Source organism: Pseudomonas sp. SWI44 (assembly GCF_002947915.1).
Lineage (GTDB): Bacteria > Pseudomonadota > Gammaproteobacteria > Pseudomonadales > Pseudomonadaceae > Aquipseudomonas > Aquipseudomonas taiwanensis.
The window spans coordinates 5,724,519-5,746,738 of sequence record NZ_CP026674.1; the positions used below are offsets into that span (position 1 = coordinate 5,724,519).

General features: G+C 63.3%; 21 protein-coding genes. 8 read left to right on the top strand and 13 right to left on the bottom strand.

Features of this window, described 5'->3' with window-relative positions; all coding sequences use genetic code 11:
• Window positions 1-5: 5 nt before the first annotated feature.
• A complete protein-coding gene (locus C4Q26_RS26880) occupies window positions 6-353 on the top strand; it encodes a hypothetical protein (protein WP_023380437.1) in 348 nt (115 codons plus the stop codon).
• A gap of 24 nt (window positions 354-377) precedes the next feature.
• Here C4Q26_RS26880 and C4Q26_RS26885 read toward each other — a convergent pair whose 3' ends face one another.
• The 4 genes from C4Q26_RS26885 to C4Q26_RS26900 form a co-directional block, all read right to left on the bottom strand.
• On the bottom strand, window positions 378-1,727 hold the full coding sequence (locus C4Q26_RS26885; protein ID WP_104883976.1) for an aromatic acid/H+ symport family MFS transporter: 1,350 nt from the start codon (window positions 1,725-1,727) through the stop codon (window positions 378-380).
• Between the two features lie 71 nt (window positions 1,728-1,798).
• Window positions 1,799-2,131: an NIPSNAP family protein gene (locus C4Q26_RS26890; protein ID WP_023380435.1), complete on the bottom strand. Its 333-nt coding sequence runs from the start codon at window positions 2,129-2,131 to the stop codon at window positions 1,799-1,801.
• Window positions 2,131-3,852 (bottom strand): FAD-dependent oxidoreductase, encoded by a 1,722-nt coding sequence (locus C4Q26_RS26895; protein ID WP_104883977.1) that lies wholly within the window; start codon window positions 3,850-3,852, stop codon window positions 2,131-2,133. The genes C4Q26_RS26890 and C4Q26_RS26895 overlap by 1 nt, the downstream gene beginning before the upstream one ends.
• Window positions 3,849-4,676 (bottom strand): SDR family NAD(P)-dependent oxidoreductase, encoded by an 828-nt coding sequence (locus C4Q26_RS26900; RefSeq protein WP_104881817.1) that lies wholly within the window; start codon window positions 4,674-4,676, stop codon window positions 3,849-3,851. Before C4Q26_RS26900 ends, C4Q26_RS26895 begins: the two co-directional genes overlap by 4 nt.
• A gap of 178 nt (window positions 4,677-4,854) precedes the next feature.
• Between C4Q26_RS26900 and C4Q26_RS26905 the strand changes: the two genes are divergently transcribed.
• Complete coding sequence (locus C4Q26_RS26905) at window positions 4,855-5,733, top strand: helix-turn-helix domain-containing protein (RefSeq protein WP_027907780.1); 879 nt, start codon at window positions 4,855-4,857, stop codon at window positions 5,731-5,733.
• 168 nt (window positions 5,734-5,901) lie between these two features.
• Here C4Q26_RS26905 and C4Q26_RS26910 read toward each other — a convergent pair whose 3' ends face one another.
• The 4 genes from C4Q26_RS26910 to C4Q26_RS26925 form a co-directional block, all read right to left on the bottom strand.
• Entirely contained in the window at window positions 5,902-6,675 is a 774-nt protein-coding gene (locus tag C4Q26_RS26910) for an IclR family transcriptional regulator (protein WP_104883978.1), read from the bottom strand.
• 69 nt (window positions 6,676-6,744) lie between these two features.
• Window positions 6,745-8,202 carry an amidase gene (locus tag C4Q26_RS26915; RefSeq protein WP_104883979.1) on the bottom strand — a complete coding sequence of 486 codons (1,458 nt, stop codon included), beginning with the start codon at window positions 8,200-8,202 and terminating at the stop codon, window positions 6,745-6,747.
• Entirely contained in the window at window positions 8,199-9,509 is a 1,311-nt protein-coding gene (locus C4Q26_RS26920) for a citrate-proton symporter (RefSeq protein ID WP_104883980.1), read from the bottom strand. Before C4Q26_RS26920 ends, C4Q26_RS26915 begins: the two co-directional genes overlap by 4 nt.
• Window positions 9,510-9,600: 91 nt before the next feature.
• Window positions 9,601-10,776, bottom strand: coding sequence for a M20 aminoacylase family protein (locus tag C4Q26_RS26925; RefSeq protein ID WP_104883981.1), 1,176 nt, complete (start codon window positions 10,774-10,776; stop codon window positions 9,601-9,603).
• Window positions 10,777-11,064: 288 nt separating this feature from the next.
• Here C4Q26_RS26925 and C4Q26_RS26930 point away from each other — a divergent pair, with 288 nt between their 5' ends.
• The gene (locus C4Q26_RS26930) at window positions 11,065-11,697 is read left to right on the top strand and encodes a hypothetical protein (RefSeq protein ID WP_104883982.1); all 633 of its coding nucleotides are present in this window, start codon (window positions 11,065-11,067) and stop codon (window positions 11,695-11,697) included.
• A 95-nt stretch (window positions 11,698-11,792) separates the two neighbouring features.
• Here C4Q26_RS26930 and C4Q26_RS26935 read toward each other — a convergent pair whose 3' ends face one another.
• Window positions 11,793-12,668 carry an AEC family transporter gene (locus tag C4Q26_RS26935; protein ID WP_104883983.1) on the bottom strand — a complete coding sequence of 292 codons (876 nt, stop codon included), beginning with the start codon at window positions 12,666-12,668 and terminating at the stop codon, window positions 11,793-11,795.
• A 407-nt stretch (window positions 12,669-13,075) separates the two neighbouring features.
• Between C4Q26_RS26935 and C4Q26_RS26940 the strand changes: the two genes are divergently transcribed.
• Entirely contained in the window at window positions 13,076-14,371 is a 1,296-nt protein-coding gene (locus tag C4Q26_RS26940; RefSeq protein WP_104883984.1) for an MFS transporter, read from the top strand.
• 114 nt (window positions 14,372-14,485) lie between these two features.
• Window positions 14,486-14,845, top strand: a complete 360-nt coding sequence (locus C4Q26_RS26945; protein WP_023380424.1) for a hypothetical protein — start codon at window positions 14,486-14,488, stop codon at window positions 14,843-14,845.
• A gap of 49 nt (window positions 14,846-14,894) precedes the next feature.
• Here C4Q26_RS26945 and C4Q26_RS26950 read toward each other — a convergent pair whose 3' ends face one another.
• On the bottom strand, window positions 14,895-15,827 hold the full coding sequence (locus C4Q26_RS26950) for a LysR family transcriptional regulator (RefSeq protein ID WP_104883985.1): 933 nt from the start codon (window positions 15,825-15,827) through the stop codon (window positions 14,895-14,897).
• A gap of 125 nt (window positions 15,828-15,952) precedes the next feature.
• Between C4Q26_RS26950 and C4Q26_RS26955 the strand changes: the two genes are divergently transcribed.
• Window positions 15,953-16,219 carry a DUF2790 domain-containing protein gene (locus C4Q26_RS26955; protein ID WP_023380422.1) on the top strand — a complete coding sequence of 89 codons (267 nt, stop codon included), beginning with the start codon at window positions 15,953-15,955 and terminating at the stop codon, window positions 16,217-16,219.
• A gap of 1 nt (window position 16,220) precedes the next feature.
• Here the strand turns inward: C4Q26_RS26955 and C4Q26_RS26960 are convergent, their stop codons facing one another.
• Window positions 16,221-16,916 (bottom strand): tRNA (adenine(22)-N(1))-methyltransferase TrmK, encoded by a 696-nt coding sequence (locus C4Q26_RS26960; protein WP_104883986.1) that lies wholly within the window; start codon window positions 16,914-16,916, stop codon window positions 16,221-16,223.
• Between the two features lie 146 nt (window positions 16,917-17,062).
• Here C4Q26_RS26960 and C4Q26_RS26965 point away from each other — a divergent pair, with 146 nt between their 5' ends.
• Window positions 17,063-17,422: a RidA family protein gene (locus C4Q26_RS26965; RefSeq protein ID WP_104883987.1), complete on the top strand. Its 360-nt coding sequence runs from the start codon at window positions 17,063-17,065 to the stop codon at window positions 17,420-17,422.
• Window positions 17,423-17,620: 198 nt separating this feature from the next.
• A complete protein-coding gene (locus C4Q26_RS26970; protein ID WP_023380419.1) occupies window positions 17,621-19,621 on the top strand; it encodes a U32 family peptidase in 2,001 nt (666 codons plus the stop codon).
• A gap of 42 nt (window positions 19,622-19,663) precedes the next feature.
• On the opposite strand, the gene C4Q26_RS26975 is transcribed toward C4Q26_RS26970, so the two are convergent.
• Both C4Q26_RS26975 and C4Q26_RS26980 read right to left on the bottom strand, forming a co-directional pair.
• Window positions 19,664-20,983, bottom strand: coding sequence for an LLM class flavin-dependent oxidoreductase (locus C4Q26_RS26975; RefSeq protein WP_027907772.1), 1,320 nt, complete (start codon window positions 20,981-20,983; stop codon window positions 19,664-19,666).
• Between the two features lie 20 nt (window positions 20,984-21,003).
• The gene (locus tag C4Q26_RS26980) at window positions 21,004-21,966 is read right to left on the bottom strand and encodes an ABC transporter substrate-binding protein (RefSeq protein WP_104881823.1); all 963 of its coding nucleotides are present in this window, start codon (window positions 21,964-21,966) and stop codon (window positions 21,004-21,006) included.
• Window positions 21,967-22,220 lie beyond the last annotated feature (254 nt).

Below are 22,220 nucleotides of genomic sequence, written 5' to 3' on the forward strand. Positions count from 1 at the left end.
AACCCATGACTCCATTCAACGTCTGCGCGCTGGCCACAGCGCTGCACAGCGAAGCGCCAATCGCCGTGCTCGACCTGGTGCAACGGCGACTGGCCGAGATGGTCGGGCCGCACTACACGGTGGTGCTGTGTGGCAGCGGTGAAGGTGGGGGAATCAGCCACTACCATCTGGCCATCCAACACGGTCGCAGCGGCGTTTCACTGGAGCACAGCGGCGTCGTCGAACCTGGTTTCATCGAGCAACTGCTGACGCTGGGCCAGCGAACCCGCGCGATGATCGAGTCCCCCGCATTCGAACGCATGCTCAGTGACGACCCGGCGCGGCCACTGACCTGGATCAGCGACGACGCCTGAGCGCATGTCTTCCCTCCGGCAACCTTAAATCGCCTGTAGCCGCTGCGAACCTCGCAATCTGGCGTGCCAGCCCTGCAGCGACACTGCCAAGGCTGCCAACCCAGCCGGTATCAGCAAGGCGGCGAAGACCTGGCTGAAGCTCCAACCCATGGCCAACATCTGCGCACCGGCGAAGGCGCTGAGAATCGCCCCCAACCGGCCGATACCACTCATCCAGCTGGCCCCAGTGGCCCGCGCCTCGGTCGGGTAAAAGCCCGCGGCCAACGCATTCATGCCTACACTGGCGCCGTTCAGGCCAAAGCCCACGGCCCAGGCAATGGCGCACAGCCAGGCGAAATGCCCGGCCACCTGGCCGATGGCGAAGATCACCGCGCCGCTGAACAGGAACGTCAGCATCAGCACTCGCTGCGGATGCCAGCGATCCATCGCCCAGCCCACCGTGATGGCGCCCAGCGGGCCGCCGATCTGGAAGCAAGCGGTGACGATGGCCGCTTCGGACACCGAAAAACCCCCTCCCTCCTTCACCAGCGTCGGCAACCAACCGCTGAACAGGTAGACCAGAAACAGAGCCAGCACGTAACCCACCCACAGCATCATCGTACCGAAGCGGTAGCGAGAGGACAGGATGGTGCCTATGGCCCCACCCTTGACGGATGCGCATGCGGGCAGTACGAAGCTGCTGTCGGGGCCGCAGTGTCCAGGTGCCAGGCGCCTGACAATGGCGCGGATTCGTTGTGGGTCGCCCCCTTTGCTGACCAGGAAGGTCACGGATTCCGGAAGACGCAGCCACAGCAAAGGCAGCACCAGCAGCGGTAACACGCAGCCCAGCGCCAGTACGCTGCGCCAGCCTAGATTGGGAATCATCCAGGCACTGACGAAGCCGCCCATGGCCGCACCGAGAGAGAAGCCGCAGAATGCCAGGGTAATCAGCAACGAGCGACTGCGCGCCGGTGCGTACTCGCTGACCAATGTGCTGGCATTGGGCATCGCCGCGCCTAGGCCCAGGCCAGTCAGGAAACGCAGGGCTACCAGGGTTTCCAAGTTGGGGGAAAAGGCCGAGGCAAGGGTCCACAGGCCAAAGAGCAGGACACTGCCCAAGAGCACAGCCTTGCGCCCGTAACGGTCGGCCAGCGGGCCGGCCACCAGAGCGCCAAGGGCCAGGCCGATCAGTGCTGCGCTGAGCACCGGGCCGAGGGCTTGAGGGCCCAGCTGCCATTCGCTTTTCAGTTGCGGGGCGATGAAGCCGATTATGGCGACGTCCAGTCCGTCCAGAGCGATGATCAGGAAGCCGAGGAAGACCACCCATTTCTGGTAGCGGCCGATGGGTTGCTGGTCGATCAACTGGCGAATATCGATAGGGTCGGGAGTTCGCATTGCCTTACCTCTTTTTGTTGTTATCGAGGGCGTTGGGCCATAGGTTTTTTTCGGCGGCGCCGGGCCGGTTCCTACAGGCGACTTGCCAGGGCCTTGAATTGCACGGGCTTGATGATTCGCGTCTCCTGGGCCATCACGAGGTCGCGGGTGGCATGCAGATACGCGGCGAAGTCCGGATCGGCGTCGCGGGCCGCGCTGCGGCGTTCGAGGTCATCGAGGCTGTCGTAGCCCCACAGGTGGACGACCTGGTTCAATGTGCCGATGCTGCTCACATAGAACGCCAGCGGCGGGCCCAGGTGACGCAGCAGAATCGGCATCGCCAACTGGTCGAATGCCGCCAGGAAAGCAGGCATGCACCGAGGCCGGATGGTGTAGATGCGGTGGTCGACAATCGCCTTGTCCATCACGCCACCTCCTGTGCCGGGCCAGCCGCGGCCAGTCCTTGGTCGATACCCGCCAGGTGGCGGCCGGTGATGTAACCAAAGGTCATGATCGGCCCCAGGGTGATGCCAGCGCCGGGGTAGTTGCCGCCCATGATGCTGGCTCGGTCGTTACCCACCGCATACAGCCCGGCTATGGCGCGCTGGTCGGCACCGAGTACTTCGCCGACCACACTGGTGCGCAGGCCATCGAAGGTGCCGAGGTCGCCCATCACCACTTTCACCGCAAAGTAGGGCCCGTCGCCGACGGGTGCGACACAAGGATTGGGCTGCTGCTGCGGATCGGCCAAGTAGCGGTTGAAACTGGTGCTGCCCCGGCCGAACTGGCGGTCCTCACCGTGTACGGCGCCAAGGTTGTACTCGCGAACCGTGCGCTCCAACCCCCGTGCATCGATACCAGCCTTGCACGCCAGCTCGGCAAGGCTGTTGCCCTTGAGCAAGTAGCCATTGCGCAACAAGGGGCCCAGCGGCATGGGGGCGGGTTTGGCGTAACCGAGTCCGTACTTGGCCAGCGTACGGCGGTCACAGACCAGCCACATGGCGGTTTCGGCCTGGTCGGCGCATGCCTCGATCAAGGCCGCGCCCACATCGTGGTAGGAATTGGACTCGTTGGTGAAGCGCTGGCCAGAACGCAAGACACCAATCACCCCCGGCTTGTAACGGTCAAGCAAGTGCGGGAAAGCAACATGGCGTCCGGCGCCCATCGGGACTTTCGATATCGGCATCCAGGCAGCCGCTGCTTGCAAGCGCATATCCACCCGGGCGCCCAGCGCCTCGGCCATGCGCGCGCCATCGCCGGTATTGCCCGCTGGCACAGGCGAAAAGTGCTCGCCGCCCCGGCGCACGTGGGGATATGCCTGGCCGATGCGTTGCAGGTCGTGGGAAAAACCGCCACACGCAAGCACCACGCCACGCCGGGCCTCGATGCGCAACTCGCCCGCCCCCTGACGGGCCAAGGCCCCGCTGACCCGCCCGCCTTCGCGCAGCAACTGCCTGGCCGGGGTGCCCGTGAGGATCGGAATACCCAAGTCAAGCGCTGACTTCACCAAACGCGCCGCCAGGGCGTTGCCACTGGTCACCTGGGTGCCACGGCGGTACAGCGCCAGCTCCTTGAGGTGGGTCAACAGCCGTTTGGCCACATAGAAGAACGAGGTCAGCGAACGGGTAACGTTGAAGAAATGCTTGAGGTCGGCGTTCGACGAATTGAACATCATGCCGATGAAGGTAATGGTCTTGAGTGGCGGGCGCAGTCGTGCCATGTCGGCACCCAGCTCGCGGATGTCATAGGGTGCGGCAAGTATCGAGCGGCCCACATCGACTCCGCCTTCGACCAGCGGGTGGTAGTCGGGGTACAACGTCGGGACGAACTTGACCGCGGTCTCGCGTTCGAAAAACTCCACCATTTGCGGTCCGTAACGCAGGAAAGCTTCGACTTCGGCCCGCTCGAAGCAGGCTCCGGCTTCGTTTCGCAGGTAGCTCAGCGCCGCGTCATGACTATCGCGCTTGCCGGTCAATGGGTTGCCCGGTATCCACAGCACCCCGCCGGAAAAGGCCGTGGTGCCACCAAAGCAGTCGTCTTTCTCGATCACCAGTACGTCCAGCCCATGCTGCTTGGCAGTGATGGCCGTGGCCAGGCCGCCAGCACCTGCACCGATGACCAGCACATCACATGTGAGCGTGTTCATGGACGTACCCCCTCGAAGCCTGGGCGCGGGATGAGCGCCATGGGCATGCTCTCCAGCCCGCCGTCAACGGTCAGTTCGGCACCATTGATGTAGTCGGCTCGCGGGCTTGCCAGAAACAGCACGGCTTCGACGATGTCCTGCGGCTCGCCGATGCGTTGGTTGGCGGTCATCGCGCTGCGCTGGCGTTCGATTTGCGGGTCGGCATAGAACGCCGCCGACAGCGGCGTGCGGATCAACCCAGGGCATACGGTGTTGCTGCGCACGCCACACGGTCCCCATTCCACGGCGATCTGCCGCGAGAGCATGCTGACCCCGGCCTTGGCCGCACTGTAGGCACCGCTGTTGGGCTGCGGAAAATGGGCGGCAATCGACGCCACGTGCACGATGCGCCCCTGCCTGCGGGCAAGCATCGCCTGGCCGAAGGCCTGCGCGCACAGCAGATAACCGCTGAGATTCACCGCCAACACCTGGTTCCATTGCTCCAGGGTCAGGGTCTGCAGCGCGCCAGGCCGCAGCACACTGGCGTTGTTGACCAACACATCGCAGCGCCCGTGCATGGCTTGCACCTGGGCCGCGGCCTGCTCGACGCTGGCCGGGTCGGCAATGTCGCATGCCAAGGCGCTCACTTCACCCACGCTGTGCTCACCCAAGGTGGCGGCCAGCGCCCGGCACTTGTCTCGATCGCGGTCGAGCAGTACCACATGGGCCTGCTGCTCGACCAGGGCGCCAGCCAGCGCCGCACCGATGCCTCCGGCCGCGCCGGTGACCACGCAGACGGCCCCGTCCAGACCCAACCAGTGGGAGGAAATCTTGTTGTTATGCATGCCGCTCTCCAGAGTGTTACTTGATCTGGTCGTCAGCCTAGGGCCGAGGCCCCGCCCGGCAGAATGGACAAAACCTGCAAGCAACCCCACATTCCCGACAATTTCGTCCATGCCCCCTGAAGCTCGCGTGCGGCTGTGGCAGAGTGATCGAGTAACGACCAGAACAATTACAACAACCATGAACAAGATCCCGAATTACGCCCTCTACGGCGAGACCGCACAGCCGGTGTGGCATGAGTCCCTGCATGTGGAGTCGATCTCCAAGCGTTCCGGCGCGCACAACTGGGAAATAGCCGCGCACCGTCACGACGGGCTCCTGCAATTGCTCTACCTGCAAAGCGGCAGTGGCGAGGTGCTGTTCGACAGTGAACTCGTGCAGGTGCACGCGCCGTGCGTGGTCTATGTGCCGGCGCAGGTGGTGCATGGTTTCCATTGGGCCGGCCAGGTCGAGGGCCAGGTCATCACTGCCGCGCAGCATCCCCTGGAGAGCATTGCCCAGCTGCTGGCGCCCACCTTGCTGGCACAGATACGTAAACCGCAGGTGCTCGCCCTGCCGCTATGGCGCGGGGAGGAAGACCCGCTGCTACCGCTGTGCCGGGCCTTGAGCGAGGAGTACCACAACCGCGCCCGCGAACATGTGGCAAGTAGCATGTCATTGCTGTTGGCGTTGCTGATCCAGGCGCTGCGACACGCCCATCACGCACCCGACGAAGCACGCCGCCCACCTTCAAGGCGTAGCCAGCAGTTGACCGGGTTCCGTGAACTGGTGGACATGCATTACCGTGCGCACCCGCCACTGGCCTTCTATGCCGGCGAACTGGGCATGACCCTGGCGACCCTTGGGCGGCTGTGCCAGGAGCACTTGGGCATGACGCCAATGAACGTAGTCAATGCGCGGCTAGTGCTGGAGGCCAAACGTGCATTGAGCCACTCGGACGCCTGCGTGAAGGAGATCGCCCATGAACTGGGCTTCGCCGATGTGGGCTATTTCAGTCGGTTCTTTCGCAAACAGTGCGGAGTGAGCCCGAGTACCTTTCGGGCCAACAAGGCCACGTAATTGCGTCTGTCTCGGGTTTGCGCGCGTGTTTCAAGATGCCAGGGCGTTTGTGGAGGGACAGCTGTTTGGCTGTGAACAGACGGCAAGGGCCGCTGCGCGGCCCTATCGCGACACAAGGCCGCCCCCACACCGATCTGGCTAGGCGTTGGAGACTGTTGGAGACTGCGTTCACACCGCCAGCGCCTGCTGCACCTCGCCAACGGTGCTCGCCAGGCTGTTCAGGTGCAGGCTCAGCACACGCTCCACCGGGGCCTGGTCCAGCGGCCAGTGCAAGGCGATGCTGCCCGCCAGCCGCCCATCGGCATGCACTGGCAAGGCAATCGCGCGGATCAGGAACGGCAATCGCACCGGGTACTCCCAGAATCCTTCGGTACGTTGCCCAAAACCGTTATGGGCATCTTCTTCCAGGTTACGCATGACCGCTTCATCCCCCAGCCGCTCATCGGCCGCCAGGCGCTGGACCTCTTCACGCCCAAGTTCGCCCAGGCATGCCCGACCCATCGCCGAATGGAACAGGCTGGCGTAGTGCCCGACGATCTGGCAGTTGTTCGGGTAACGCTTGCGCAGCACCTGGGGTATCGCGCTTTCCATGACCTCCAGGCGCTGGCCATCGAAACTGGACAGGTCGACCACCAACCCGGTGCGCTCGCTCAGTTCCTGCAACAAGGGCGCCGCACGCTCGACCAACTGGCGCTTGAAACGCAGCTGGCGGTCGCCGAACAGGCGCCGGGCACACAGCCGGTAACGCCGGTCGCTCAGGCCTCGATACACCCATCCCTGCTCCTGCAAGGTCGACAGCATCCGCGACACCGTCGCCTTGGGCAGCGTCGTCAGGTAATGCAGCTCCTCCAGCCCAAGCGCCTGGTGCTCGCCAAGCAATTCGACGATCGCCAGCGCACGCTCCACCGAACGTACGCCACCGGTGTCTGCCGTGCTGCCCATGGGTATGACCTCCCTGTCTGTGCGTGGATGGTCAGAATGCCCAGCAAGATACGGGCCTGCCAAGGGCTGTCACGGTGCCAGCAGTGATGGCGGCGGACACCCTTCGACCCAATGGGTGAGTTGCTCATGGGCGTGGGCCAGTTGCAGCACGGCATGGTCGGCCTGTGCCGGGCCGATGATCTGCAAGCCCATCGGCAAACCTTGGGGATTGAAGCCGACCGGCACGCTGATGCTGGGAAGGCCCGCCAGGGTCGGGCCGATCACCACCTCCATCCACCGGTGATAGGTGTCCATCGTCCGCCCGCCGACCACCTTAGGCCAAGCCTCGCGGGCCTCGAATGGAAACACTTGCGCCGCGGGCAACAGCAAGAAGTCGTAACGTTCGAACAAGCGGCCCATGGCGTGATACCACGCGCTGCGGTCGACCGAAGCCTGGTATATCCGTGCCCCGCTCAAGTGCAGCCCACCCTCCACTTCCCACTGCGCCTCGGGTTTGAGCAGTGCCCGCTTGCCGGGGTCGGCATAGGCAGCGCCGAGGTTGCCGTGCACCAGGAAATGGCGATGGGTGAGCCAGCATTGCCATAAACGTTCCAAGGCGAAGTCCGGTTGGCATGCCTCGACGTGACAACCCAGCTCGGCAAAATCCGCCAATGCCGTTTCGCACAGCCCCATCACCCCGTCCTCCATGGGCAGGTAGCCGTTGTAATCGCCCAGCCAACCCACCCGAACACCCTTGAAGTCGCGCTGCAGACCCTGGGCGAATTCACCAGGCGATGCATTCAACGACAACGGCACTCGAGGGTCGTAACCGGCCTGTACCGACAACAACCGCGCTACGTCCGTTACGCTACGCCCCATCGGCCCTTCGGTCGCCAGTTGCTGCATGAAGACCTCTGGTGCCGGGCCGTGGGGCACGCGGCCTTGGGAGGGGCGCAGGCCATAGACGTTGTTGAACGCTGCCGGGTTGCGCAACGACCCCATCATGTCGCTACCGTCGGCCACCGGCAGCAGGCGCAGGGCCAGCGCCGCCGCTGCCCCGCCACTGCTGCCGCCGGCCACCCGGCTTGGATCGTAGGCGTTGGTGGTGGTGCCAAACAGCGTGTTGTAGGTCTGCGAACCCAGGCCAAACTCCGGCACGTTGCTCTTGCCGAGGATGATCGCCCCGTTGGCCCTTACCCGCGCTACGCTGACCGCATCCTGCTGCGGCACCTGCTCGGCAAACAGCGGTGAGCCCATTGTGGTCCGAAGCCCGGCCGTGGCTGCCAAATCCTTGATCGCCTGGGGCATGCCGTGCATCCAGCCGCGCGACCGGCCGCTGGCCAATTCGCGGTCGCAGGCATCGGCCTCGGCCAGCACCGCCTCAGCCGGGCGCAGCGACACCAGCGCATTCACGTGCGGGTTGAAGCGCTCGATGTGGCCGAGGTAAGCCTGCATCACCTCACGGCACGATACCCGACGCCCATGGATCGCCTGGGACAGGGCTTCGGCATCGAGGGCGACGATAGGGTCGATAGCTAACGGCATCACGGTTTCACTCCAAGGTTGAACGCTGCAGACCTGCCCCCACGCGGTGCTTCCTTCAGGCAATAGGTGCCCAGCAGGGTCAGCAGGCAGGCAAACAGTACGTAGAACGACGGCGCCACGGGGGTACCCAGCACCTTGCTCAGCCACGTCACGATCAGCGGAGCAAAGCCGCCGAACACCATCACCGCGACGTTATAGGCCACCGACACCCCGGTGGAGCGCACCTCCACCGGAAACTGCTCGGCCAGTGCAGTGGGCGCAGGCCCGAAGAAGCCGCCAATGGCAGAGCACAGCAGCAGTTGCATCAGTAACAGCCGTTCGATCGACGGCGCCGCCGCCACCCACACATACAGCGGGTACACCATCACGAAGAACGCCAAAGTGAAGGCCATCAGCACCGGCCTGCGGCCCAAACGGTCCGACAGCGCACCCGACAACGGAATGACCACGGTCATCAGCCCCACCGCGAGCATCTGCACCAGCAGCACCTGGTCCAGCGGCAGGCCCAAATTCTTGTGAGCGAAGGTCGGCATGTTCACCAGCACCACGTAGAACGACACCGTCGCGCCACTGGCCAGGCCCATGGACACCAACAGGCTGCGACGGTGTTCACGCAGCACCCGCCACAGGCTCGGCGCCTGCCCCTTGGCCTGCTTGCGTGCCTCGATAAACTCCTCCGGCTCCTCCATGTGCTTGCGAATCCACAGCCCCACCGGCCCGATCAGCAAGCCGAGCACGAACGGAATCCGCCAGCCCCAGCTGTCCAGCGCCTCGGGGGTGCAGAGGTGGGTGACCAGCGCCACCATCGCCGCGCCTGAGAACACCGCCATGCATTGCCCTACCAGCTGCCACGAGCCGTACAGGCCCTTGCGATGGGCGGGGGCACTCTCGACCAGGAACGCTGTGGCGCTGGCGTATTCACCCCCAGTAGCGAAGCCCTGGAGCATCCGCGCCACCACGATCAGCAGCGGCGCACCCATGCCGATGGCGAGGTAGTTGGGGGCAAAGGCGATCATGGCGATGGATACCGTCATCAGGCGGATGATCAACTGCATCGCCGCCTTGCGCCCCTTGCGGTCAGAGTAGATCCCCAACAGCACGCCACCGACAGGGCGCATGAAAAAGCCTACGCCGAAGGTGGCCAGGGCCATCAGCAACGAGGCGTATTCGTCGTCGGAAGGAAAGAACTGCCGGGCGATGATGCTCGCCAGAAAGCCGTAAACGATAAAGTCATACCACTCCAGCGCGTTACCGATGACAGCCGCGACCACCTGCCGGGTACGCGACGCGCCTGTGTTGGAAATCTGCATGGGAACACTCCATCCATCTGTTGGCCAGAAACGGTTCAGAACAGCCCGGACGCACGCGCCCAGGTTCCAGCGGCAGTCGTCAATGAAGTGGTCAGGCAGGCTCGAGCCAGCGCTCGACAAGCGCGCCCCAGTAGGCTGCGCCAGTCAGCAGGATGTCGTCGTTGAAGTCGTAGGCCGGGTTTTGCACCATCGGCCGCTGCAGGCCATTGCCGATGAACAGGTACGCGCCCGGGCAGCGCTGCAGCATCCAGGCGAAGTCCTCGCTGCCCATCAGCTTGCGGGTGTTGCCATCGACCGCCTCGGCGCCGAGCAGCTCCACCCCTACCTGCTGGGCGAAGGCGTTTTCCGCGGCATGGTTGACCAGCACCGGGTAGGCCGGGCGATGCTCGATACTGACGCGGCAACCGTAGCTTTCGGCCTGGCTGATGATGATCGCCCGCACTCGCTCGAGCATCAGTGCGCGCACCTGGGCATCGAGCGCACGCAGGCTCAGGCGCAGCAGGGCCTGCTGCGGGATCACATTGGCCGCTTCCCCCCCCTGCAAGGCGCCGACGGTCACCACGGCCGCTTCCTGGGCGTCGATGTTGCGTGCCACCACTGTCTGCAACGCCATCACCACACTGGCGGCGGCCACCAGTGGGTCGACCGTCAGGTGCGGCATCGAACCATGGCCACCGACGCCTTCGATGATGACCGTGAGCAGGTCCTGCGACGCCATCATCGGCCCTTCGCGAAAACCCAATTGCCCTGCGGGCAGCCCGGGCATGTTGTGCATGCCGAACAGCGCATCGCAGGGGAAGCGCTCCAGCAGCCCATCGGCCAGCATTGCCTCGGCCCCTCCCTGGCCCTCCTCGGCAGGCTGGAAGATCAGCGTCAGGGTGCCATCGAACTGACGCGTCGCTGCCAAGTAGCGCGCGGCCCCCAGCAGCATGGCGGTGTGCCCGTCGTGACCGCAGGCGTGCATGCAGCCCTGGTGTCGGCTGCTGTAGGCCGCGCCCGTGGCCTCGACGATCGGCAGCGCGTCCATGTCCGCGCGCAACCCAAGCGTGCGCGCGCTGCTGCCGTTGCGCAGTACACCAACCACTCCGGTTTTGCCGATGCCGGTGTGTACCTGGTATCCCCAGTCCTTGAGCAACCGGGCGACCAGTGCCGAGGTGCGGTCTTCTTCGAAACCCAGTTCGGGATGGGCGTGGATGTCGTGGCGGATGGCATGCAGGTCACTGGCCACATCGTCGAGCCAGGCCAGGATGTGTTGATGTCGGGACATGTGAAATCTCCTCGCGCGGGTGGGTTCCCGTTCTTGTTGTTCGCTTCGAGATCACGACAGGTAAGGCAGGTCGTGCTTGGCGACAGATAAACGCGTGTAGTGCGCAAGCACAATCGAATGTGGTTCCGAGGAGTGGAACACGCTTGGTGCTGTCCGGGGCGATCATTCGCCCCGCCAGTTTTGAGACCTCCGTCGAGATGCCGTCCTGCCATGATTGCACCCGCTCTAGCGCGTGGGTTCTAATTCCGACCCACCGGTTTTATCTTCGCAATCCAAGGACGCTTCATCATGTACAGGAAGATCGTACCGCTGGCGCTGCTGGCAACCCTGGCTGGCTGCTCCGACACGCCTGAGGCCACTGAGGCCAGTTTTCACAAGGCCGCCCAAGCCTATCTCGACACTCAATACCCCCACTGTTTCGTGGTCAGCTCGTTCCCGACCAAAACCAAGGACTTCGACGTCAACGGCACCAACAAGGCCCTGCACGCCCTGGCCCAGGTCGGAGTGGTCAGCGAGAAGGAAATCTCGCGCACGCAGGTTCCCGAACGTCTGTGGCAACCAGCCCGCACGGATATCTACTACGCCTACGACCTCACCGAAGAAGGTCGCAAGTACTACAAGGCCGATGCACAACGGACGGTCAACGGCAAGACCCGCGGCGGGCTGTGCTTCGGCAAGGCACAGGTCATGGCCATTGAACAGTTCAGCGAACCTGGCGAGAAGATGGGGCACACGGTTTCCGACGTGACCTATACCTACAAGATCACCGGATTGCCGGCCTGGGCAGCGAATGACAACGTCAGGTCCAGTATTCAAGACCTGGATCGGGCGGTGGCGACCCACGACGTACCCATGCGGGAAAAGCGCCTGATGGTGCTGACAGAACAGGGTTGGGTACACGAACGGTTGTTCGACAAGTGATGTTTGCCTGTACGGGCCCTATCGCCGCCAAGCCGGCTCCTGCAGGATCTGCGTGGTCCCTTTGGGAGTCTGCGGGCGATAAGGCCGGAGCAGGTTCACAACCACCACGCCAACACCACCGGTAGCCAGACAAAGGACAGCACCGTCGAACACATCACCAGGTTCGCTACCTGCTCTGGTGAGCGGTTGGCCCGTACCGCCATCAGGTAGTTGAACACCGCCACCGGCATTGCCGACTGCACCATCAGCACCGCCCGCTCCAGGGTTTCCATACCCAGCAGGGCACCGACCGCCCAGCCCACCGCAGCCCCCAGCACGATGCGCAGGCCACCCAGCAGCATGCCGCTGCCAATGTGCCGCAGACGAATGCTGGCCAGCGATACCCCGAGGGTCAACAACATCAACGGAATGGTCATGCCGCCCAGCAGGTCTACCGTGTTGGCCAGCCAGCGGGGCAATTCGACGTCCAGGAAAATGATCGGCATCGCACCGGCCAGGCTGATGACGATGGGGTTGCGCAACAGCGCCTTGGGTGACGCCGCGGTACCGGAGATGGCCATGCCGGCGGTGAACTGGAATATCGACAGCGTCAGGAAAAACGCCACCGCCAGCGCAAGGCCATGCTCGCCAAAGGCATACAGACTGATCGGCAGGCCCATGTTGCCCGTGTTGGGAAACAGAAACGCTGGCAGCAGCACCCGCCAGTGCTGGTCGAAGCTGCGGCATACCAGCAAGCCGACCACGACCATGCCGAGTAGGCAAAGCAGGCAGCCCAGAGCCATGCTGGCGAAAGCCGTCGGGTCCAGTTCGGTGCGGCTCAGCGTCGACAACACCAACGACGGCGTGCCAATGGTCATCACCAGGCTGGCAATGAACTCAGTGGGGTAGCTCAAGCCCTTGCGGGCCCAGGCGTAACCGATACCGGCGACGATAAACACCGGCGCCAGTACGGCGAACAACGAAGCGAACATCTACCAAGCCCTCCATGGAGCTGCCCTGTGCACGTGAAGGCGTGACGAGCGTTGACCGATCCAGCCCCAGCGCGCGACATCCCAAAGGGCAAAAAGCGGCATTATGCCGCAGGCTGCAGGCTCTTGGGCAAAACCTTCCAAGGCCTTAGAATCGCGCCTCCTTTTCGCCCGTCGCCTTGAACGGTGGCAACCGGCAGCAATGACAGAGTCCGCGCCTAAGCACATGGCCGCACATGTGAAATAGGCTCAATCGACCCCACCCGACCGCCCTTGCCAAGGTTCCGGTTGAGTCTTGCCCAGGTCGCATCACGAAGGCACACCCGTGCAACAACCCTGGCCGTTCAAGGCCGGGAAAGCGTGCGCGTCAGAAAAGGCGCTTTTTTTCGCTTACTCAACCAGAGGTACCTATGTCTCCGCGTTTGCTGGCCATGGCGCTGGCACCCCTGCTCGGGCTGTTCATCATTGCCCTGGGCAACGGCTTCATGTCTTCCCTGACGACCCTGCGCCTGGACGCCGCTGGTGAGTCGCCCTCGATGATCGGTATCGTCTCCTCGGCCTACTTCGTCGGCCTGACCCTGGGCGCGATCTTCAACGACCGCCTGATCCTGCGCATCGGCCATATCCGCGCTTACAGCAGTTTCGCCTCGCTGATCGCCGCGACCATCCTGCTGCAGGGACTGTTCTACGATACCCACGGGTGGATCGCCCTGCGCCTGATCAACGGCTGGGCAACCGTCGGTGTGTTCCTGGTCATCGAAAGCTGGTTGCTGCTGGCGGGCGACGCGAAGATCCGGGGGCGCTTGCTGGCGCTGTACATGATCGCCTTCTACGGTGCTGGCGTGGTAGCCCAGGCGGCCCTGGGCGAAATCACTGGCTGGGGCGCAACCGCACCGTTCATGGTCGCGGGCATGCTCGCGGCGCTGTCGGTGATGCCTATCGTGATTCTGCCGCAGGTGTCGCCGCTGCTGGAGCAGGTCGAACCGCTGAAGCCTCGCCAACTGCTGGGCGTGGCCCCAACCGGGCTGGTCGGCTGCTTCGGCTCGGGCGCGGCCATCGCTGGCGTCTATGCCTTGCTGCCACTGTACCTGCAACGTATCGGCCTGGACGTGGGCGAGGTCGGCACCATGATGGCCTGGGTGATCCTGGGTGCGATGCTGTTGCAGTACCCGGTGGGCCGGTGGTCGGACCGCAAGGACCGCCAGGACGTGCTGATAGCCCTTGGCGCCTTGTGCACGGTACTGTCGGTAGTGATCGTGTTGCTGCCCTCGCAGTCGGTGTTGCTGCCGGCGATGCTGTTCCTGCTGGGTGGCGGGGTGTTCGCACTGTATCCGGTTGCAGTCAGCCACGCAGCCGACCGCGCCCCGGCCGAAGCGCTGGTACCGATGATCCAAGGCCTGCTGCTGATCAACTCACTGGGTTCGGCGCTGGCCCCGCTGGCTATCTCGCCGGTTATGACCAGCTACGGCGAAGTCGGGCTGTTCTGGGCCTTCGCCGTCATCAACCTGGCCATGGTCAGCTTCTTCATGTGGCGCAGGGGCAAGCGACCGGCACCTGAACACCCTGCTCCCTTCGCCCCGGCCACGACCTTCTCGCCCACTGGCGCAGAGCTGCGGGTGACAGAAGATTTGATGCACGCGTGCCAGGAGCATCCCCCCCAACAGCCTGCTCCCTCGCAGGCAGCGCCAAAGGCTGACATCGGGTGATATCCATCGCAGGCGGGTCCACGATACTTCCGGTGACCGCCCGTCGCCCGAAAGGCACGTCAAGGTCCAGCGAAAGCCGAATGAATGACAGATCGTTCCCACGGGAGATTTAACATGGTCCGCATTCGTTCGCTTTCGCTGTGCCTCGCCCTGACCTTGGGTATTGCCTCAGGCAGCTTCGCCGCCAGCGGCGGGTATGGAAACGACACCCAGCCCCCGGCAACCCCGTCTGGCGCCCCTTCCAAGCCTAAGCCTTACGATGAAGGCAAAACGTACGACGAAGGCAAGACTGCTGGCGAAAAAGGCAGCAGCGTCAATAGCCCGGGCAGCAGTAAGGATAACGACAGCAGTGACACGGGAAGCGACTCCGACGCCGCCGATGGCGCCAGCGGTGGTTCCAACAGCACCGGTGAAGCGACAGGGTCTGGCGCGGGCAGTACGGGGGGTACCGCCGAGGACCAGGACAGCCGTTGAGAAGCAACCCGGTCAGGCCCCCACCGCGACCCGAGGCACGGGTTCGCGGTCAGCGCCAGAACCTGGGGTCGTCCACCACCTGTTGATGGGCTTCGAACAACGCCGGGAGTTGCTCCTTCAGGTAATCGAGCCAGGTGCGTACCTTGGCATCGAGGTAATGACGCGACGGATAGATGGCGTAGATTTCCCGCTGGCGCAACCGGTGCGGCGCCAGCAGGCGGAACAGGCGGCCTTCCTCGATGGCATGGCTGGCAGAGTAGTATGGCAACAAGCCCACCCCCATGCCCAGTTCAGTGGCTTTGAGCATGGCATCGGCGACGTTGGTGAGGAAGGTGTCCTGGGGCACGACCACACTGCGTCCCTGGTCGTGCTCGAATGACCAGTCCTCTTCGAACAAGGGGTCGACCATGCGCAGGCAGGCATGATCGTTCAAGTCTTCCGGCTTGGTCGGCACGCCATGCCGCGCCAGGTACTCGGGTGATGCGCAAAGGATGCTGTAGATGCTGCCCAACGGGATAGCGATCAATTGCGAGTCAGGCAACCCTTTGCCGATGGTGATCACGATATCGTGGCCTTCGTCCAACGGGTCGGGGTTGCGCTGTGACAGGGTCAACTCCATCACCACTTCCGGGCACGCCGCGTTGTAGCGTGCCACCAAGGGCATCATCAACAAGCCCAGGCCATGGGTGCAGTGAAAACGCAGACGCCCCCGGGGGTTGAGGTGGGCACCCCGGGCCTCATCCATGGCTTCGTCGGTCAACGACAGAATGTGCCGTGAACGCTCAAGAAATCGCTCCCCCGCCTCGCTCATGCGCAAGCGCCGCGTGGTGCGGTGTAGCAGCCGGGTCTGCAATTGGTTTTCCAGCTCGGCAACGATGCGCGACACCTGCGCCGCGGATATATCCAGGGCATTGGCGGCCGCGGCAAAGCTGCCGCACTCCACCACCCGGGCGAAGGTGCGCATGGCGTGCAGCATGTCCATCGTATTCGGCTCCTTTCTTCGGCCTTATTCGTACATCCAAGGCAGGAATCTATCACGAATTAGGCCATTTATTGTGGATCATCAATGAATACATCATTAGTAAAACATTGAAGAAGGAGCCTGCCATGAAACGTTCGATCGCTTTGCTTGCTTTGTCCGCCGCCCTCGCCTCGTTCGGCGCCGTGGCCGACCAGAGCGCCGGCCAACCGGCCTCCAGCGAGGCCACCTACGAATACGGCATGCCGCTGGATGTGGCCAAAGTCATCTCCGTCACCCCAGCCAGCAACGTCGCCGACTGCCAGGTTGGTACCGCACATATGAAGTACGTCGACCACAAGGGCCAGACCCACGAAGTCGCCTACCGGGAAATGGGCAACTGTTCTCAGCAGTGATTCAGGCCAGGGCCTGGGTGATCCAGGCGACCTGACGAGTGAAGTCACGGGTCTTTTCCTGCGGTACTGCGTCCCGGGCGCGCTCGAAATGGGCCAGTGTCTGCTGTTTCTGACGCAACATGCGCTGCCACTTGGTAATGAACGCCGGACTTTTTTCCTGCAACAGCATTGGGCCGAAGTAAAGTTGTTCGGCGGTGTAGCTCACGGCTTCGCAAGGCTCGGCGACGATGATTTCGTAGTCAAAGCGGTTTTCGCGCAGCAATTCTTCGCGGCAAATCCGGTAGCCGTTGTCCATCAGCCACTGACGCAGTTCCCGCTCGTCGCCATTGGGCTGCAGAATCAGGCGCGTCACGCCCTGCAAGCGGGCCTTGCCCTGTTCCAGAATGTCGCGAATCGTTTCGCCACCCATGCCGCAGATGCTGATGGTGTTGACCCGGTCGGAAGGTTCGATGGCCGCCAGGCCATTGGCCAGGCGAACAGTGATGCGACCTTCCAGGCCGTTCTTGCGCACCTTGCGCTGGGCCGAGGCGAAAGGCGTCTGCGCCACTTCACCCGCCACCCCAGCTTCAATGATGCCGCGCAGCATCAGGGCTACCGGCAGGTAGCCATGGTCCGAGCCGATATCGGCCAGCCGCGCGCCTCGCGGCACATAGGCCGCCACACGCTCAAGGCGCATCGACAAAGTCTGTTCGTTCAACGTGAAGCCCCTTGCTCAACAATCGGGCGCGATTCTGACGGCCAGCGCCCGGCATTACAACGGACGTTGGCCCAACGGTGTCGCTCGACCCGCTCGTCGTGCTCGCGTAGGCTTGCGGGTTTCATTCCGTTGCAAGGCAAACTCCCATGGCAGACCTCATCTACACCCCGGACTCCGACGCCGACTCCATTTCCTCCGACGTCGCCGAGTTCAACGGCATTCTGGTCACCACCCAGATTCCCGCCGATATCGAAGCTGACATCACCGCGCAGAGCGAAAGTACCCTGCAGGCCCTGAAGGACGCGCTGGAAAAAGCCGGCAGCGGCATGGACCGCGTCATGCACCTGACCATCTACCTCACCGATATGGCTGACCGCCCTGCGTTCAACGAGGTCTATCAGCGTTTCTTCCAAAAGCCGTGGCCGGTGCGTGCCGCCGTGGGCGTGTCGGCGCTGGCGTTCCCGACCATGCGCGTCGAAGTGACGGCGATGGCCGCCAAGCGCTGATCCGCCGGCAACACCCCGCCGCTGGCAAGCCAGCGCCCAACGGTCCTGCGTTTGTTTCAGCATCTGCCGTCGGGGCCGGCTTGCCGGCGATCACCGGCAACGCCAGTGTTTCTTTCCCACTGAGCAGCCCGAGGATGCCGCCAACCCAATTCACCGCTACAATGCCCGCCTTGACCGTGACAGCCCGACCATAACGACATGTCCCTTCCAAAGAATCACCTGGAACTGCTTAGCCCTGCCCGCGACGTGGCCATTGCCCGCGAAGCCATCCTGCACGGCGCTGACGCCATCTACATCGGCGGCCCGAGCTTCGGCGCGCGCCACAACGCCTGCAACGAAGTCAGCGATATCGCTGAGTTGGTTGAATTCGCCCATCGCTACCATGCGCGAGTGTTCACCACCCTCAACACCATCCTCCACGACAATGAGCTGGAGCCGGCGCGCAAGCTGATCCACCAGCTCTATGACGCAGGTGTCGACGCGCTTATCGTCCAGGACCTGGGTGTGATGGAGCTGGACATTCCGCCGATCGAGCTGCATGCCAGTACCCAGACCGACATCCGCACCCTGGAGCGGGCCAAGTTCCTCGACCAGGCCGGCTTCTCGCAACTGGTGTTGGCCCGCGAGCTGAACCTGCAGCAGATCCGCGCCATTGCCGCCGAAACCGACGCCGCCATCGAGTTCTTCATCCATGGCGCGCTCTGCGTGGCGTTCTCCGGCCAGTGCAACATCTCCCATGCCCAGACCGGTCGCAGCGCCAACCGTGGCGACTGCTCCCAGGCCTGCCGCCTGCCCTACACGCTCAAGGACGACCAGGGCCGTGTGGTGGCCTTCGAAAAGCACCTGCTGTCGATGAAGGACAACAACCAGACCGCCAACCTGCGCGACCTGGTGGATGCTGGCGTGCGCTCGTTCAAGATCGAAGGCCGCTACAAGGACATGGGCTACGTGAAGAACATCACCGCCCACTACCGCAAAGAGCTGGACGCCATCCTCGAAGACCGCCCGGACCTGGCACGCGCCTCCAGCGGTCGTACCCAGCACTTCTTCGTGCCCGACCCGGACAAGACGTTCCACCGTGGCAGCACCGACTACTTCGTCACCGACCGCAAGGTCGACATCGGTGCTTTCGACTCGCCGACCTTCACCGGTCTGCCGGTAGGCGTGGTTGAGAAAGTCGGCAAGCGCGACCTGTTGGTGGTCACCGAGGTGCCGCTGACCAATGGCGACGGCCTGAATGTGCTGGTCAAGCGTGAGGTGGTGGGGTTCCGCGCCAATATCGCCGAACCACGGGGCGAGTTCGAAGAAGACGGCCAGAAACGCTACCGCTACAGGGTCGAACCCAACGAAATGCCCGAGGGCCTGCATAAGCTGCGCCCGAACCACCCACTGTCGCGCAATCTGGATCACAACTGGCAGCAGGCCCTGCTGCGCACTTCGTCCGAGCGTCGTGTAGGCGTGGAATGGCACGCCGTGCTACGCGAACAGCGGCTGGCGCTGACGGCCACCAGCGAGGAAGGCGTGAGCGTGCAAGTGGCGCTGGATGGCCCGTTCGGCGAGGCCAACAAGCCGCAACAGGCGCTGGAACAACTGCACGACCTGCTCGGTCAGTTGGGCACCACCCAGTACCACGCCGATGCCATCGAACTGGATGCGCCGCAAGCCTATTTCATCCCCAACTCGCAGCTCAAGGCCCTGCGCCGGGAAGCCATCGAGGCGCTGACCGAAGCGCGGGTCAAGGCTCACCCGCGGGGTGGACGCAAAGCCGAAACCAACCCACCACCGGTGTACCCGGAGTCGCACCTGTCGTTCCTGGCCAACGTATACAACCAGAAGGCTCGCGAGTTCTACCATCGCCATGGTGTGCAACTGATCGATGCCGCCTACGAAGCCCACGAGGAACATGGGGAAGTGCCGGTGATGATCACCAAGCACTGCCTGCGCTTCTCGTTCAACCTGTGCCCCAAGCAGGCCAAGGGTGTGACGGGCGTTCGCACCAAGGTGGCGCCGATGCAGCTGATTCAGGGGGATGAAGTACTGACCCTGAAGTTCGACTGCAAGCCCTGCGAGATGCATGTGATCGGCAAGATGAAGCCGCACATCATCGACCTGCCGACACCTGGCAGTGGGGTGGCTCAGGTAGTGGGACACATCAGCCCGGAAGACCTGCTCAAGACCATTGTCCGCGCGCCACATTGATAGCCAGAGGGGCGCATTGCGCCCCTTTCCCAGCGGCTTTCGCTACCGGACGAAACGCGGAATCCGCAGGCCGAGGCTCTCACGCAACGTCGTGCCTTCATACTGGGTGCGATACACCCCGCGCGCCTGCAGCAACGGTACGACCTCCCGGGTGAAGCGCTTGAACTGGCTCGGATGCCCAATGTAGATATTGAACCCGTCCAGCGCCCTTGCCTCGAACCACTCAGTCATCTTCGCCGCCACGGTTTCGGCCGACCCGACGAACGCTCCCGGCCTCAGCTGGCGCCCATACTCCACGGCTTGGCGCAGACTGAAGCCCTTGTCCCGCGCTTGATCGGCAATGCGCTTGGCATTGGTGAAAAAGCTACTTCGCGCGTACTCAAGGCTTTCTTGGGGAAACGGCGCATCCAGGTCGTATTGGCTGAAATCGTGCCAGCCAAAATTGCGCCCGAATTCCTTGAGCGCCAGCTCGAAGCTGTGGTCCTGCTGGTGATAGTGCCGCTCGATCTCTCGGGCCTCGGCATCGCTGTCACCGACGTAGATTTCGGCGCCCGGCAAGACCAGCAACTGGTCCGGGTCGCGCCCCAGTCGCGCCGCCCTGCCCTTGATGTCCTGGTAGAACGCCTGCCCCTGCTCGATGCTAGACGCATGGGTGAACACCACATCGGCAGTGGCTGCGCCCAAGTCACGCCCTTGTTGCGAATCACCCGCCTGGAAGACCACCGGCTGCCCCTGGGGCGAGCGCTGGATGTTCAGTGGCCCCACCACCGAGAAATGCTCACCCTTGTGGTTGAGCGCATGCAGCCTGGACGGATCGAGAAATTGCCCCGTGGCCCGGTCGCGGGGGAACGCATTGTCCTCGTAGGAATGCCAGAGCCCTTGCACCACCTGGACGTGCTCCTGGGCCCTGGCATAGCGAGTATCGTAATCGTAGTGTTCGTCTCGACCATAATTGCCGGCGGTGCCAGCGTCGCCACTGGTGACCACGTTCCAGCCAGCGCGGCCTTTGCTGATAAGGTCCAGGGACGCCAGGCGACGGGCTACGTTGAAAGGCGCGTTGTAGGATGTGGTCAGGGTCCCGACCAGGCCGATATGGCGGGTACTGACCGCAAGCGCCGACAACAGGGTCAGCGGTTCCAGGCGATTGAGATAATGCGACGGCGAGCCAGGTGTGATGAACTGGCTGTCGACGATGAACACCAGGTCGAACAGCGCAGCTTCGGCCTGGCGGGCGATATCGATATACCAGTCGATATTGACGCTGGCATCAGCCGGCAACTCCGGGTCCAGCCACAGGTTGTGCCGCCCAGGGCCGCCGCAACCCATGGTCAGCGCGCCCAATTTGATCTGTCTCTTGCTCATACGGGCTAGCCTCCTTGGACCTACTGGTTTTTGGCCTGCGCCGTGGCTGGCTGTTGCAGGGCGGCAGAGAACGAAGTGTCGAACAGGGTAGCGGCGGGGTACGCCTTGATCAAACCGAGCCCTGCGAAGAAGTCCACGGTTTTTTGCGCATCGACCACCACCTGTGGGTTCAACGGTGCCAGGTCGGTACGGGCGCGAGCGAACCAGATGTGGGCGATGTCGCGGTCGGCCCGGGTACGCTTGGCCCAGTCGTCGGCATAGGCTTCGGTATTGGCCGGGTCGCCCAAGGCCCATTCGCGGGCTGTTTTCAGGCGCTGCAGGAAGTCCGCGATTTGCGCGCGCTTGCCCTCGACGGCCTTGGCGTTCGCCACCACGAAGCTCTGCGCTGGAATCAGCCCTTGCGCAGTGGCCAGTACCCGTGCGCCTTGGCGCTCCTGCTGGGTGACGTAGGGTTCCCAGGTGGCGATCACGTCGACCGAACCGCCATCCAGGGCGTGAGAAGCATCCAGTGCGCTGAGATAACGCAGCTCGAGCGAGTCGCGGGGCACATTGGCTTTGTCCAGGGCGCTGAACAACAGTTGTTGGCTCCACGAGCCTTTCCAGATCGCTGCGCGCTTGCCACGCAGATCAGCCAGGCTGTGTATGTTCGAATCCTTGCGCGCGAGGATCGCCACACCGTCCAGATTCTGCCGGCTCACCGCGATGACTTTGATCGGCGCCCCCAGGGCCCCGAGGAACAGCGGCGGTGCATCGCCCAGCAGGCCGAGGTCCAAGCTACCGACGTTCAGCGCTTCGGCCACTGGGGAGCCGGCAGTGAACTGCTTCCATTCCAGTGTGTAGGGCAAGTCATCGAGCACACCCGCTGCTTCCATCACGGAGCGGGCATTGAAGCTCTGGTCACCCACTACCAGGGTTTGCGCACTGACGGCCAGGCTCAGGGCTGAGGCCAGCACGCCTGCAGCCAATTTTTTGAGGTATCGCACGTTCGTCTCCAGGTGCCCTTGGGGCACAGCATGGCAAGTCGATCCGCCCGTGCGGTCTCGCAGATTATTTATGTGTTTTGAATCTAAACAGAGGCCTGCTTATAAGCTAACGACTCGAAACACCCCTGTGAAATGCGTTTTAGGCATAACCTAATGCTTCTGAAATGCGCGCCACTAAATACCAAATATGCATATTAGCTTATTATTATTTTGCATTTTGAGAATATTTTCTAACTTTGCTAGGGTGATTCAGA

Coding starts and splice junctions, on each gene's coding strand:
- C4Q26_RS26880 (WP_023380437.1), top strand. CDS start 6: ATGACTCCATTCAACGTCTGCGCGCTGGCCACAGCGCTGCACAGCGAA.
- C4Q26_RS26885 (WP_104883976.1), bottom strand. CDS start 1,727: ATGCGAACTCCCGACCCTATCGATATTCGCCAGTTGATCGACCAGCAA.
- C4Q26_RS26890 (WP_023380435.1), bottom strand. CDS start 2,131: ATGGACAAGGCGATTGTCGACCACCGCATCTACACCATCCGGCCTCGG.
- C4Q26_RS26895 (WP_104883977.1), bottom strand. CDS start 3,852: ATGAACACGCTCACATGTGATGTGCTGGTCATCGGTGCAGGTGCTGGC.
- C4Q26_RS26900 (WP_104881817.1), bottom strand. CDS start 4,676: ATGCATAACAACAAGATTTCCTCCCACTGGTTGGGTCTGGACGGGGCC.
- C4Q26_RS26905 (WP_027907780.1), top strand. CDS start 4,855: ATGAACAAGATCCCGAATTACGCCCTCTACGGCGAGACCGCACAGCCG.
- C4Q26_RS26910 (WP_104883978.1), bottom strand. CDS start 6,675: ATGGGCAGCACGGCAGACACCGGTGGCGTACGTTCGGTGGAGCGTGCG.
- C4Q26_RS26920 (WP_104883980.1), bottom strand. CDS start 9,509: ATGCAGATTTCCAACACAGGCGCGTCGCGTACCCGGCAGGTGGTCGCG.
- C4Q26_RS26925 (WP_104883981.1), bottom strand. CDS start 10,776: ATGTCCCGACATCAACACATCCTGGCCTGGCTCGACGATGTGGCCAGT.
- C4Q26_RS26930 (WP_104883982.1), top strand. CDS start 11,065: ATGTACAGGAAGATCGTACCGCTGGCGCTGCTGGCAACCCTGGCTGGC.
- C4Q26_RS26935 (WP_104883983.1), bottom strand. CDS start 12,668: ATGTTCGCTTCGTTGTTCGCCGTACTGGCGCCGGTGTTTATCGTCGCC.
- C4Q26_RS26940 (WP_104883984.1), top strand. CDS start 13,076: ATGTCTCCGCGTTTGCTGGCCATGGCGCTGGCACCCCTGCTCGGGCTG.
- C4Q26_RS26945 (WP_023380424.1), top strand. CDS start 14,486: ATGGTCCGCATTCGTTCGCTTTCGCTGTGCCTCGCCCTGACCTTGGGT.
- C4Q26_RS26950 (WP_104883985.1), bottom strand. CDS start 15,827: ATGGACATGCTGCACGCCATGCGCACCTTCGCCCGGGTGGTGGAGTGC.
- C4Q26_RS26955 (WP_023380422.1), top strand. CDS start 15,953: ATGAAACGTTCGATCGCTTTGCTTGCTTTGTCCGCCGCCCTCGCCTCG.
- C4Q26_RS26965 (WP_104883987.1), top strand. CDS start 17,063: ATGGCAGACCTCATCTACACCCCGGACTCCGACGCCGACTCCATTTCC.
- C4Q26_RS26970 (WP_023380419.1), top strand. CDS start 17,621: ATGTCCCTTCCAAAGAATCACCTGGAACTGCTTAGCCCTGCCCGCGAC.
- C4Q26_RS26975 (WP_027907772.1), bottom strand. CDS start 20,983: ATGAGCAAGAGACAGATCAAATTGGGCGCGCTGACCATGGGTTGCGGC.